12 protein-coding genes and 1 tRNA gene are annotated in these 12,750 nt (G+C 71.1%); 9 read left to right on the top strand and 4 right to left on the bottom strand.

Annotated elements, in window-relative coordinates; all coding sequences use genetic code 11:
- The first annotated feature begins 163 nt into the window (after positions 1–163).
- Positions 164–1,333, top strand: a complete 1,170-nt coding sequence (locus OG948_RS47430; protein ID WP_331771235.1) for a methyltransferase — start codon at positions 164–166, stop codon at positions 1,331–1,333.
- A gap of 196 nt (positions 1,334–1,529) precedes the next feature.
- On the opposite strand, the gene OG948_RS47425 is transcribed toward OG948_RS47430, so the two are convergent.
- Positions 1,530–2,198 (bottom strand): MarR family transcriptional regulator, encoded by a 669-nt coding sequence (locus OG948_RS47425; RefSeq protein ID WP_331771234.1) that lies wholly within the window; start codon positions 2,196–2,198, stop codon positions 1,530–1,532.
- Positions 2,199–2,268: 70 nt separating this feature from the next.
- Between OG948_RS47425 and OG948_RS47420 the strand changes: the two genes are divergently transcribed.
- The 3 genes from OG948_RS47420 to OG948_RS47410 all read left to right on the top strand — a co-directional run bounded on the left by OG948_RS47420 (position 2,269) and on the right by OG948_RS47410 (position 4,265).
- Positions 2,269–3,585 carry an MFS transporter gene (locus OG948_RS47420; RefSeq protein WP_331771233.1) on the top strand — a complete coding sequence of 439 codons (1,317 nt, stop codon included), beginning with the start codon at positions 2,269–2,271 and terminating at the stop codon, positions 3,583–3,585.
- Between the two features lie 67 nt (positions 3,586–3,652).
- Positions 3,653–3,727: transfer RNA gene (locus OG948_RS47415), tRNA-Arg, on the top strand.
- Between the two features lie 262 nt (positions 3,728–3,989).
- On the top strand, positions 3,990–4,265 hold the full coding sequence (locus OG948_RS47410) for a hypothetical protein (protein WP_331771232.1): 276 nt from the start codon (positions 3,990–3,992) through the stop codon (positions 4,263–4,265).
- Positions 4,266–4,493: 228 nt separating this feature from the next.
- On the opposite strand, the gene OG948_RS47405 is transcribed toward OG948_RS47410, so the two are convergent.
- The 3 genes from OG948_RS47405 to OG948_RS47395 all read right to left on the bottom strand — a co-directional run bounded on the left by OG948_RS47405 (position 4,494) and on the right by OG948_RS47395 (position 7,869).
- Positions 4,494–5,651 carry an amidohydrolase family protein gene (locus OG948_RS47405; protein WP_331771231.1) on the bottom strand — a complete coding sequence of 386 codons (1,158 nt, stop codon included), beginning with the start codon at positions 5,649–5,651 and terminating at the stop codon, positions 4,494–4,496.
- Positions 5,652–5,752: 101 nt separating this feature from the next.
- Complete coding sequence (locus tag OG948_RS47400) at positions 5,753–6,451, bottom strand: tetratricopeptide repeat protein (RefSeq protein ID WP_331771230.1); 699 nt, start codon at positions 6,449–6,451, stop codon at positions 5,753–5,755.
- 218 nt (positions 6,452–6,669) lie between these two features.
- The gene (locus OG948_RS47395; RefSeq protein WP_331773381.1) at positions 6,670–7,869 is read right to left on the bottom strand and encodes an IS30 family transposase; all 1,200 of its coding nucleotides are present in this window, start codon (positions 7,867–7,869) and stop codon (positions 6,670–6,672) included.
- A 328-nt stretch (positions 7,870–8,197) separates the two neighbouring features.
- Between OG948_RS47395 and OG948_RS47390 the strand changes: the two genes are divergently transcribed.
- The 5 genes from OG948_RS47390 (at position 8,198) to OG948_RS47370 (ending at position 12,743) form a co-directional block, all read left to right on the top strand.
- A complete protein-coding gene (locus OG948_RS47390; RefSeq protein ID WP_331771229.1) occupies positions 8,198–8,626 on the top strand; it encodes a hypothetical protein in 429 nt (142 codons plus the stop codon).
- Entirely contained in the window at positions 8,620–8,859 is a 240-nt protein-coding gene (locus tag OG948_RS47385; protein WP_331771228.1) for a helix-turn-helix transcriptional regulator, read from the top strand. The genes OG948_RS47390 and OG948_RS47385 overlap by 7 nt, the downstream gene beginning before the upstream one ends.
- Positions 8,856–9,830 carry an NAD(P)-dependent alcohol dehydrogenase gene (locus OG948_RS47380; RefSeq protein WP_331771227.1) on the top strand — a complete coding sequence of 325 codons (975 nt, stop codon included), beginning with the start codon at positions 8,856–8,858 and terminating at the stop codon, positions 9,828–9,830. Before OG948_RS47385 ends, OG948_RS47380 begins: the two co-directional genes overlap by 4 nt.
- A 461-nt stretch (positions 9,831–10,291) precedes the next feature.
- Positions 10,292–10,534, top strand: a complete 243-nt coding sequence (locus tag OG948_RS47375) for a hypothetical protein (RefSeq protein WP_331771226.1) — start codon at positions 10,292–10,294, stop codon at positions 10,532–10,534.
- A gap of 172 nt (positions 10,535–10,706) precedes the next feature.
- Positions 10,707–12,743 (top strand): serine/threonine-protein kinase, encoded by a 2,037-nt coding sequence (locus tag OG948_RS47370; RefSeq protein ID WP_331771225.1) that lies wholly within the window; start codon positions 10,707–10,709, stop codon positions 12,741–12,743.
- Positions 12,744–12,750: the final 7 nt, after the last annotated feature.

Here is a 12,750-nt window from a genome sequence, read left to right as displayed (position 1 = left end):
TCACAGGCGCGGGCCGGCACGTACCCGCCCGCTCGGAGCCGGGGCCACGGGCAGGGCGCGATCGTGGTGGTCACCGGCCGCGACCGCTCCGCCACCCGTGGGCCACCCGGCCGACAACGGCGCGGGGCCCGGTGGGTCGGGGTCCGGCTAGGCTGAGTGGACAATGAACCGTTTCTCTGCGCCTTCCGGCGAGTTCGAGCTCACCCGTTATCCCGAGGATTCCCGCGATCTGCTGCGCGCGTGGGACGCGGCCGACGAGTACGTGCTTCGGCACCTCGCCGGGATCGACGACGACAAGCCGACGGATCTGTCCGGCAACGTCGTGGTGGTGGGTGACCGCTGGGGAGCGCTGGCCACCGCGCTGGCCGCGTCCCGGCCCGTGCAGATCAGCGACTCGTTCCTCGCCCAGGAGGCCACCCGGGCGAACCTGGCACGCAACGAGGCGGATCCGGACTGGGTGCGGCTGCTGTCCACCCGGGACGCGCCGCCGGAGCGTGTCGACGTACTGATCGTCCGGGTCCCGAAGAACCTGGCGCTGCTGGAGGACCAGTTGCACCGGCTCGCGCCGGGTGTGCACGCGGACACGGTCGTGGTCGGCACCGGCATGACCACCGAAATCCACACCTCCACGCTCAAGCTGTTCGAGCGCATCATCGGCCCGACCCGCACGTCGTTGGCGGTACGCAAGGCCCGGCTCATCTTCGCCACGCCCGACCCCTCGCTCCCGCGTACCGCGAGCCCGTGGCCGCGCAGCTACGCGCTGCCCGGCGACGTCGGCCCGGGGTCCGGGATCGTGGTCACCAACCACGCGGGCATCTTCTGCGGCGACCGGCTCGACATCGGTACCCGCTTCCTGCTGCGCAACCTCCCGCGCCGCACCGGACGCGACCGCGTGGTGGACCTGGGCTGCGGCAACGGTGTGGTGGGGACGGCGGCGATGCTGGCCAATCCGCGCTCGGACGTGCTGTTCGTCGACGAGTCGCACCAAGCCGTGGCGTCGGCGCGGGCCACCTTCCAGGAGAACCTGGGTTCGGACGCGGGCGCCGAGTTCGTGGTGGGCGACGGCTTGACGGACGTACCGGCCGAGAGTGTCGACCTGGTCCTGAACAACCCGCCGTTCCACACCCATCGGGCCACCACCGAGGCGATCTCGTGGCGGATGTTCGCCGGCTCGCGTACCGCGCTGCGTCCGGGCGGTGAGTTGTGGGTGATCGGCAACCGGCACCTCGGCTATCACGTGAAGTTGCGCCGGCTGTTCGGCAACTGCGACATCGTGGCGAGCGACCCGAAGTTCGTGGTGCTGCGGGCGGTCAAGCGGGCGGTCAAGAAGTAGCGGGAGGCGCGCGCGGCGACGGCTGCGGTCATGCGCGCGCGAGGTTCGTGCGCGTCGACCGGACCGGGTTTCCGCGCGGCCGGCCGGTCCGGTGTCGCGCGGGTCCGGTGTCGCGCGGCTTTGGGCGGGTGCGGGTGGGTCCGGTGTTCCGCGGGGCCGGGCAGGTCGGGTGTCCGAGCGCGCCTTCCGGCGTACCTCAGGCGGGGTTCTCCACGCGGAGCAGCATGCGCTTCAGCAGGGCGATCAGTTCGTCCTGATCGATCTCGTCCAACGGCTCGACCATGGCGCGCTCGGCGCCGTCGAGCAGTTTCATCGCGGCCGTCCAGCGGGCGCGGCCCGACTCGGTGAGCTCGACGTCGACCCGGCGGCGGTCCTCGGTGCCGCGGATGCGGCGGACCGAACCGGCCTCCTCCAGCGTGTCCAACCGGCCGGTGATCCCCGCCGGTGACACCATCAGCTCCGTGGCCAATTCGGACGGCGTGGCCCGGTACGGCGCACCGCGCGAGGCCAGTCGGTGCAGCGTGTCGAACTCGAACGCCTGTAGACCGACCTCGGCCAGGGCGCGTCCCTTGACCTGCCTGAGGTGCTTGGTCAGCATCTGGATCCGGGTGACGATGCCCTCGACGCGCTCGTCGAACGGCGCCTTGTGCCGCCACCGCGCGATGTGCCGGTCGACGGAGTCCTCGACCTCGATCGCGGCCGCGACCTCGGGCCGGCCTCGACCGCAGTCGCAGCCGCCGCGTGCCCGTCCGGGTTCGCGGCCGTTCGCGTGTTCGCGGTCCTCGCCGTGTTGCCGGCTCTCGCCGTGTTGCCGACCCGCGCCGTGTTCGCGGCCTTCGCCGTGTTCGCGGCCGTCTCCATGCATGCGGTCAGTATGCTACGTCGACTAGTAATTCGTTGACGAATGATTCGATGACGAAATACATTTCGATGCCATGACCCCAGCCACGCGCCGACTCCTGCTCGGCCGCACCTTCGCCGCCCTGGCGACCGCCCTGATTCCGATCACCCTGACCCTGGCTCTCGTGCACACCGGTTCGAGCACCGATCTGGGCCTGGTCCTGGCCTGCGAACTGCTGCCGATGTTGCTCCTGCTCCCGGTCGCGGGCGTGATCGCCGATCGATTCCCGCCGCAGCGGGTGATCCTCATCGCCGACTTGGTCCGCGCCGGCGCCCAGCTGGCGATCGGCGCCGAGTTGCTCGCCGGCCCGGTGCGGATCGCGGATCTGGCGGTGCTGTCCGCGCTCACCGGCGCCGCCGTCGCGTTCGGCACTTCGGCGATCCGCACGCTGGTGGTCGCGGTGGTACCCGAGCCGGAGCGACTGCGTACGAACGCCCGACTCGGCGTCGCGCAGGGCCTCGCACAGGTGGCGGCACCCGCGGCCGCCGGTGGCCTGATCCTCGCGGTCGGGGCCGGCTGGTCCTCGCTGCTGACCGGCCTGCTGTTCCTCGGATCGGCCGCCACGTTCGGCGGCCTGCGCCCGCGGCGCATCGAGCGTTCGGGCGAACGGGAGCCGTTCCTGGGCGAGTTGCGCGCGGGTTGGGTGGAGACTCGGCGCCACCCGTGGTTCCTGGCCAGCGTCTTCGCGCACGGCGTATGGCACTTGGCGGCCGGCTTCCTGCTCACCCTCGGCCCGATGATCGCGGTCGATCGGCTCGGCGGCGACCGCTCCTGGGTGATCATCGCCCAAGTCGGCACCGCGGGCCTCCTGCTCGGCGTGCTGATCTCCACCCGGTTGCCGATCCGCCGCCCGCTGGTGGTCACGTCGATCGGCGCCGCCGTGTACGCGCTCCCGCTCGCCGCCTTCGGGCTGCGCGCACCGATGGTGGTCGTCACCGCCGCGTACTTCGCCGGCATGTTCGGCCTCGGCGTGCTGAGCCCGCTGTGGGAGACCACGATCCAGCGCCGGATCCCGCAGGAGGCACTCGGCCGGGTCGGCTCGTTCGACTCGCTGATCTCCTTCGCCGCCCGCCCACTGGGCCTGGCGGTCGCCGCTCCCGTCGCGGCGGCGATCGGCAGCGCCACCCCACTCCTGATCGGCGCGGTGCTGGTGGCCGTCACGAACGGAGCGTTGTTGCTGTTGCCGGACGTACGCGCGCTGCCGCCTGAGTCGGAAGCGGCGCCCGGGGGGCGGGGAGCCGTGCCCGCGTCGGGGGCCGCACCCGCGACCGGAGGCTTGCCCGCGTCGGGAGACACGCCCGCGCCGGGGGCCACGAACCCGGCGAGTGTCGCCGAACCCGGCTCGGCGTGAGCCGGCCCGCGCCACATGCGCTTGTCCCGGTCCCGGGGTCGCACCTGACCTGACGGCGCGACAACCACGGCGTGTAGCTCAGCAGCAGAGCACCGGACTTCGGTTCCGGAGGGGGCGGGGGCAGGACCCGCCATGCGGGCCATGCGGGCCATGCGGGCCATGCGGGCCAACGATGGGCAGCGCCGAGGGCCTTCGCCCCCGCGACCAGCGGACACCGATACCTCGAGGGGCAACCGGCCCGAGCACTCCGGACCGCCGCGAGCCGCGAGGACACGGACACCCGCCAACGTGCCGAGCGCCGGGTCGAGCGCCGGGTAGAGCGCCGGCGTCGGGTACCGAGCGGAGTGCGGGAGCGGTCGCTGCGGGTGGGTTCGCGTACGCCGGCGGGCGAGTTTCCCGCATGGGTGACGCCTGAGGTGGCCCGCGGGGGCTTCGCCACCGGCGAGGCGAGCGCGGGCAGACCGCTCTGGGACTGCGACCGCGCCGACGTGCTCCAACTCCCGCACCGGATGAGCCCGTTCGCGGACACGGTGGCTGGTCGCCGGCTCGACGCCCGCCGACGCGGGCTGTTGCAGCACGCGGTCGACCCGATGGTGCGCCGGCGCGGCACGGCCGGGGTGTGTTGGAGAACGGGGCGGGGCGGCGGTTGGTGGGGTGGACTGTCGGGGGGCATGGGATGAGTGCCGGGCAGGGGCTGCGGGCCGGCAGGCAGGTCGGCTCGGCTCGTCGCGTCGGGTGGGTCGTGTTGGTGCTGCGGGGGCGGGTGCAGTCGGCTGGGCGCGTCGCAGGGGTCGGGGCACTTGGGCGGTGGCCTGGGTGGTGTGGGGGCGAGTGGATCGCGCGGGCCGGGCCGGGTGGGTTACCCGGCCCGCGTGCGCCGATGGCGCTGCGGGTCGGGTCGGGTCGGGTCAGCGGGCCCTGGTTCCGTCGTGCCAGACGCCTCGGATGCGGTGGTCGAGGTCGGTCGGGTCGAGGTCGGTGCCGGCGAGCAGGACCAGGTCGGCGCGTTTGCCGACGGCGATCTCGCCTCGGTCCTCGGCGAGGCCGAGCAGCCGCGCCGCGTCGTGGGTGGCCGCGCGGAAGGCGCCGGCGGGGCCGAGGCCGCAGCGGGACAGGTGCTCGATCTCGCGGAGCACCTCGGCGTACGGGCGGACCGGGCTGTCGCTGCCCATGGCAATCGGCACACCCGCGTCGATCGCCAGGCGGACCGCGTGGCGATGGGCCTCGGGCGCGCCGTCGGGAGCGCCCGCGGGGTCGGTCTGCGTACACGACAGGGTCGGCACGAGCCAGGTCCCGTGCTCGGCCATCGCGCCCACGGCCGCCTCGTCCAGATAGGTGCCGTGTTCGATGCTGCCCGCGCCCGCGCGGGCAGCCGATTCCGCCGCCCGCGCCCCGTGCGCGTGCACCATGACGCGACGCCCGCCGAGCCGGGCGGCCTCGTCGACCAGGGCGGCCATCTCCTCGGGCGTGAACTGTACGTCGTGCACCCCTCGCCCCAGGGTCATCGATCCGGACGGCGTGGCCTTGATCCAGTCCGCCCCGGCCCGCACCATGCGCCGCACCACGGCCCGTGCCGCATCCGCTCCGTCGAAGACCGGATCGGGCATGGACGGGTCCTCGAAGAAGTCCACCGCGCCCACCCGGGGAGCCCAGTGGTCCCCGATCCCGCCGGTGGTACACACCTGCCGCACGCTGATCAGCACGTGCGGTCCCGCGACCCACCCGCGCTCGATCGCCATCCGCAGACCCGCGTCGGCTCCCCACGCGTCGCGCACGGTCGTCACCCCGAGTTGCAACAGAGTCCGCAGCACCGGCACCGCCGACAACGGCCGCACCGACCTGGGCAGTCCGAACGGATCCCGCATGGTCTGCCCCAGACACACGTGCGTATGACAGTCGATGAACCCGGGGACCACCAACTGCTCGGCACAGTCGACCACTTCGTCACCGTCCAGGCCGCTCCCGACGGCCACGATCCGCTCGCCCTCGATCACGACGTCGGCCGGGCCGACCTCTCCGGACCGCACGTCCAACACCGATCCCGCACGCAACACCACACGCCCCATCCGCCCATCCTGCCCCTTCGGGGAGGTCGTCGCCGAGGCTCGGGACGAGTGGGCTCAGAGCGGGCGTGGAAGGTCGTCGCCGAGGCTCGGGAGGCGCGGGTTCAGAGCGGGCGTGGAAGGTCGTCGCCCGCCAGGTCCGTGCGAGCCTCCTCCACCGAGGACAGGATGCCGTCGGCCCCGGTGGCCGCCACGATCGCGGCCGCCTCCTCGACCAGCGCCAGCGCGTCGTCGCGGCGATCCTGGCCGGCGGCGATGTACGCCAGCCCGACCAGGTTCGCCGCGACGCCGGGCAGAAAGCCCAGTTCGCGGCGCAGCCGTACCGACTCCTCCAGCCGCACCCGGGCCGTGTCCAGCCGTCCGGCGATGTGCGCGGCGATGCCCAGGTGCCGGAGGGCGTACGACATGGTCAGCCGGTCGTCGACGGCCGTGGCGAGTTCGAGGGATCGTTCGAGCGCGGGCAGCGCGCTCGCGTGGTCGCTCCGGACGACCTGGTGGAACGTGCCGACCCAGAACAGCGCCTCGCCCTCGCCGCGCACGTCGCCGAGCAGGCGGTAGAGCTCCACGGCCCGTTCGAACAGGGCCAGTTCCTCGGGATCCTCGGCGCCGCGATGGCGCAGGTGGCGCGCGTGCGCCACGCGACCTCGGGCCAGGGCCAAGTCCGCCTCCACGGCGTCGAGTTCGCGATCGGCGGCGGGCAGTGCGTTCGGGTCGCCACCGAAGACCGATCGTTCGTAGAGGAGCCTGGCCCGGTCGATCCGGTCGATCCGGTCGATCCGGTCGGTGCGTTCGTCTGCGCTCATCGTCGCTCCAACTGCCCACGTCCCGCGCCCCATCGGTCGCTGCGCAGCACCGCGAAGCGGCGTGCCCCCGCCCGAATCCGAGCCGCGAGTCTAGTGCGGCGACCAGGGTTCGGGCCGGCCTGCGGTCGGGTTTGCGCGCGATTCGCGCCGCGCGTCGGGACCGAAGGCTGATGTAAAGAAAACTAGACATGATGTCATCGCTGCTTTACATGGCGAGTTCAACCGGTCGTTGCAACACCGGGTTGTTGTAGTGAGCGTAGCTGTTCCTCGAAGACCTCGGCCGGGGTCTTCCAGCCGAGGATCTTGCGGGGTCGGTTATTGATGGCCAGGGCAACGGCTTCGAGGTCCTCGGCGGACCACCGGGACAGGTCGGTGCCCTTCGGGAAGTACTGACGCAGCAGCCCGTTCGTGTTCTCGTTTGTGGGTCGCTGCCAGGGCGAGTGCGGATCGGCGAAAAACACCTTCGTCCCGGTCTCGAGCGCGAACTGGGCATGCCCGGAGAGTTCCTTCCCGCGGTCCCAGGTCAGGGTCTTGCGGAGCTGCTCGGGTAGCTTCGTCATCGACTCAGTCAGGGCAGTGTTCATCGCGACGGCGCCGTAACCGCCCAACGGCGGGCCGTTCTTCACCGGCGGCACCTCGCCCCAGCCCTCCATCCTCGGCAGATGCACCAGGAGTGTAGATCGGCTGCTGCGCTCGACGAGCGTGCCGATCGCGGACCGGCCCGTCCCAATGATCAGATCGCCTTCCCAATGCCCCGGGACCGCGCGGTCCGCGGCCTCCGCAGGACGTTCACCGAGGACGACATCCGCGGTGACATGCCCCTGCGGCTTGTTCCGTGACCTCGACCGAGGCTCTCGAAGTGCCCGCCCGGTGCGCAGGCAGGCGACCAGCTCCCGCTTGAGCGCGCCACGGCCCTCAATGAACAGCGACTGGTAGATCGCCTCGTGGCTGATGCGCATGGACTCATCCTCGGGGAAGTCGGCCTTCAACCGGTGCGAGATCTGTTCCGGGCTCCATGCTGTCGCCCACCGCCTGTCTTGCCGGTGCGGCTTGTTCAGCCCCTTCCACGGAGGCGTCCGCGGTCCCGCGACGACCGTCCCGTCAGGCCGGTGAACGTTCCCCGAAAGCCTCTCCTGCACGTACTCACGCAACCGGTCGTTGCCCAGGAGCTTCGCGCTCTTCGGGCGCTTGGCCGCCTGCTGAGCCTTCCACTGGGCGACCGTCGCGCGGTACTCCTGCTTGCCGCCGCGCGTGGCGGCGTTGCGGCGCAGTTCGCGAGAGATTGTCCCGGGGTCACGCCCCAGGGCGCGGGCGATCTCGCGCACGCCCTTGCTCGTCGCCCTGAGGATCGCAATCTCCTCGCGCTCCTCGAACGTGAGGTACCGGCCCGAGGGCTCGGCCAACGAGATCGGCGGCATGCCGCCAGCGTGACGAAACCACCTCGCGCCCACCGGCCACGACACGCCGACCGCCAGCGACGCCTCCACCGTCGTGACCCCCGTGGCGATAAGTCGCCAGAACTGGCGCTGCACGACCCGAGACGGATCAGGCCGCCCGGGCGAACGCATCGCCGGCCGCAACGCACGGTCAGCGCGCCACTGCCGACGCCGCCCCTCCGGAACATCGCTGGTCTTCAAACTCCAGTCCGCCGTGGCCACGCCGCACACCTCCGAGATCAGGGTGTTGCGACGACCGGTTGAATCCACCCATTGACGCATGTTCACTTTGCTCGACCAGGGAGCCGGCGTGGCGTTCGAAGAGAAGCGCGCGTGGATCATGGTGTTCGTCACGGTCGGTGCCTACGCGACCTATCTCGCCGTCGTCCTCGGGAGAGCGGGCGACGCCCCGCTCGCGCAGGTCTCGTACGCGTCCACTCTGCTGTGGACGATCGGGGCCGCGATCCTGGCGGCGATCGTGCTGCACATCGTGGTCTCGATCGTCACCCCCGAGGGCGCCAACCGGAAGGACCAACGCGACCGGGAGATCGGCCGGTTCGGCGAGCACGTAGGCCAATCCCTCGTCGTCGTCGGCGCGGTGGCGGCGCTGGTGATGGCGCTCGCCGAGTGGGACCACTTCTGGATCGCCAACACCATCTACCTGGCGTTCGTGCTCTCCGCGATTCTCGATTCCGGGGCCAGGATCGCCGCCTACCGCTGGGGCTTTCCATCGTGGTGAAGAAGCCGCCGACCAGGGTCACCAACACGATCCGCGCCCTGCGCTTCGCCCACGGCGAGATGACCCAGGCCGAACTGGCCGAGCGCGTGGGCGTCACCCGGCAGACCGTGATCGCCATCGAGCAGGGCCGCTACTCGCCGTCCCTGGAAATGGCGTTCGTGATCGCCCGCGTCTTCGGGGTTCCGCTCGACGGGGTTTTCCAATACCCGGACGATGCAGGGGAGTTGCCGTGAAGGCGTTCGTTCAGGACACGTACGGGCCACTCGACGTACTGCGACTCGACGACATCGACCGACCCGTCGTCGGCGACGACGACGTGCTGGTCCGGGTGCACGCGGCGGGGGTCGATCCCGGCGTCTGGCACCTCATGACGGGCCTGCCGTACCTGCTCCGCCTCACCGGTTTCGGATTGCGCGCGCCCAAGGTGCGCGTTCGGGGCATGGACGTCGCCGGTCTGGTCGAGGAGGTCGGGCGGAACGTGACCGGATTCCGTCCGGGCGACGAGGTGTTCGGCACGTGCCAGGGTTCCTTCGCCGAGTACGCGTGCACCCCGCAGACCAAGCTCGCGCCGAAGCCGGTGAACCTCGACCTCACCCACGCGGCGACCGTACCGACCTCCGCCCTCACCGCGCTCCAAGGGCTCCGCGACAGCGGGCGGGTCCGCTCCGGGCAACGCGTCCTGATCGTCGGCGCGGCCGGCGGCATCGGCACGTACGCGGTGCAACTGGCCAAGGAGTTCGGTGCGCACGTCACCGGCGTGTGCAGCACCGGCAAGCTGGAACTGGTGCGCGCGCTCGGCGCGGACGAGGTGATCGACTACACGCGCGAGGACTTCACGGACGGGACGTACCGGTACGACCTGATCCTCGACATCGCGGGCCATCGCTCACTGACCCGCCTCCGCCGGGCACTCTCCCGCACGGGCACACTCGTCATCGTCGGCAGCGAAACGAAGGGCCGCTGGTTCGGCGGCGTCGACCGCGTCCTGCGCGCACTCGTGCTGACCCCGTTCGTCCGGCATCGGCTGCGTGGGCTGGTCCAGGTCGAAAGTGCCGAGGATCTGCGTACGTTGCGGACACTGATCGAGGCGGGCAAGCTCACGCCGGTGATCGACCGAACGTATCCCTTCGACGAGATCCCGCAAGCCATCGAGTACATCCACAGGGGCCACGCACGCGGCAAGGTCGCCATCAAGATGTCGTGAGCGTCGATCGCGCGATGGCGTGAGCATCGGGCGCGCGATGGCGTGGCGCGCCCCGGGGCTTGTCCGGCGACATGAGCGATCTCGGCCTGCGTCGCTGCGGACAGCCCACGCATGTCATGGACGCCACGGTCCCGACTCCACGAACTCCCGACATGTCCCCGAACCGAGCCGGCGACCGGACTGCCGCCCCGTGCACAACTGCGGATTGCGGACAAGGGGTTATCTCGGCGGGCCAACGCGGTTAGCCTGTAGGCGAGTCTCGCGGCATACAACGTGTGCGCGCGAGCCGTCTTGGCGGCTGCGGACATAGCCGGCAAGGCGCGGGGGGTGGGACGCACGTTGCTTCGCCTGATTTTTTGAGATCTTGGCAGTCCGCGCCAGGGCCTCGGTTCCCACCGTAACGGTGGTCGAGCTGAGAGCCTCTGGCCGGCCCGATCACCCCCATCGAAGGGTGAAGTCGGGTGAGTCCAGAAGCAATCGCGGTCACCATCTCCGTGTGCCTCGGCATCCTGACAGTCCTGGTCATCGGCCTGAAGACACTTCTGGGCCACGTTCGGGATCTCATGGACGAGTTGGCCCTGACTGCCGAGAAGTGGCGCCAGATCAGGTCGCCGAACGGAGAGCGGCCGAAGTCTGCGGGGGCGGATCGGCCGGCCGAGGAGCAGTCGCCCCAACCTCGGCGCACCGATGCCACGTTGCCGTGAGGCAGCTTCCGGAGGCCGGCCTCGGGATGGGCCGAGGCGGTGCGTGGGGCCGACGGGCGTCCTTGGACGGTGGCTGGTCGGAGGCGGCGGTCGTGCGCGTCTCCGGCGTGGGGCTTGGTCGATAGTCTGGGTGGGAGTGGTCGTCAACTCTGGTGAGACGCACGGGGGATCAGTGTCGCAGCAGGTTATCGGGGGCCGGTTTCGGCTGCTGTCCGTGCTTGGGTCGGGCGGGTTCGGCGAGGTGTGGCGCGCGTTCGACGAGAGGCTCGGCGTCGAGGTGGCCGTCAAGCAGGTCCGGCTCGACCCGTCCGCGACCGAGGCCGAGCGTGCCAAGCGGGTGGAACAGGCGGAGAACGAGGCGCGCAGCGCGGCCAAGTTGCGCGAGCATCCCAACATCGTCGCCGTCTACGACGTGGTCACCGCGTCCGGGGAGCCGTGGCTCGTCATGCGGTTGGTTCGGGGGCGTACTCTCGCGCAGGAGATCCGCGCGCGTGGCGGACTCCCCGCGGCCGAGGCCGGGCGGATCGCGTCCGGTGTACTCGCGGCGCTGCGTGCCGCACACGCCGCCGAGATCGTGCACCGCGACGTCAAGCCCGCCAACATCATGCTCTCCGACGACGGCACCGTGCTGTTGACCGACTTCGGCATCGCCAAGGAACACACCGGCACCACCCAGGCGGTGCTCATCGGCACGCTGCCCTACATGTCTCCCGAACGACTCAACGGGAAGGACCTCCCGGCCGGAGACCTGTTCGCCCTCGGCGCCACGATGTACGAAATGACCGAGGGCGTCTCGCCGTTCGCCCGCTCGACGGCGACCGCGATCATGTCGGCGGTGCTCCTGGAACAGCCGGCTCCACCGCTGCACGCCGACCACCTGGCCGCACTGATCCTCGCGCTGCTGGAGAAGGACCCCGCCCGGCGTCCCGACGCGACGACGGCGGCGCGCGTGCTCGTGGAGGGCACCGGCACGCTCTTGTCCGATCGCACGACGATCGAGGCACCGTTGTCCGGCGGGCGCGATGTCCCGCCCACCATCGACGACGGGGCCGCCACCGGGCGTCGGCCGAGTCGACGCGGCCTGTTGCTGGCCGGGCTCGGTGTGGCGGGGGTGGCGGCGCTCCCGGTGGGCTTCATCCTGGGCACGCGTTCAGGTGGTACGGACGACGCGAAGTCGCCCTCGGGCTCGGCGTCACCCTCGACATCCGGGTCGCCATCCGCTCCCGGAGCGAGTTGGCGCCCGGTGACGCCGTCCGGCGGTGGCACTGCCGTACCACTCGCGGTGGCGTTCGCCCCGGCGGGCACATTGTTGGCCAGTGCCGGTGCGGACGGCATCGTCAGGCTCTGGGACGCGGCGACCGGAGCGTCCACCAAAACGTTCGCGCACCGGCCCGTCAACCCATGGACGCTGCCGCTCGAGCAAATCACCGCCTTCAACTCCCTTTTCACGGCGGCGCTTTCGGTAACGTTCCGACCGGATGGCGCCGCCCTGGCCGTCGCCAACGGAGACGGAACGGTCAGCCTGTGGAACATCGCGGACGGTACGGAGACGGTGCTGCCCTACCTCGACCCGCGAACGTGGAACCGTGCGACCGGCTCGGTCTCCTTCGACCCGCGCGGTGGAGTGCTCGCCGCCGCGTACGACGCGCCCACCATCCGGCTGTGGGAGGTCGCCGGCCGCACCAACCTTGCCGCCCTGACCACCGATGACACCAGTTGGGTCTCCCAGGTCGCCTTCAGCCCCGACGGCCGGACCATGGCCACCACCAGCGGCAACAACAACCCCGGCAACACCGTCTCGGATGGCCGCCTCCAACTGTGGGACACCGCGTCCCGCACCAGGATCGCCGCCCTGGAGAACGTCAATTCCCCGTTGCACGCCCTGTCGTTCAGCCCCGATGGAAGGACACTGGCGAACCTGCGCAGCGACGGGCGGATCACCCTGTGGGACGTCGGAACCCGCACGGCCGCCAAAACCCTCACCGGCCCCGCGTCCGGCGTCACGTGCATCGCCTTCGGTCCGGGCGACACCCTCGCGGGTGGCTTCAAGGAGGGCACGGTCACCCTGTGGGACACCCGCTCCGGCCGAAGCACCAAGGTCCTGACCACCGCCACCAACGCCCCCGTCACCTGCATCGCCATCAGCCCCGACGGCAAAACCCTCGCCGCCACCACCCGGACCCTCGGCATCTGGCGGCTCGGAACGTAGTGATGCA

It is taken from the genome of Embleya sp. NBC_00888, assembly GCF_045207655.1.
Taxonomy (GTDB): Bacteria; Actinomycetota; Actinomycetes; order Streptomycetales; family Streptomycetaceae; genus Embleya.
Note: the sequence above shows the minus strand (reverse complement) of the source record. Positions and strands in the feature narration are given on the sequence as shown.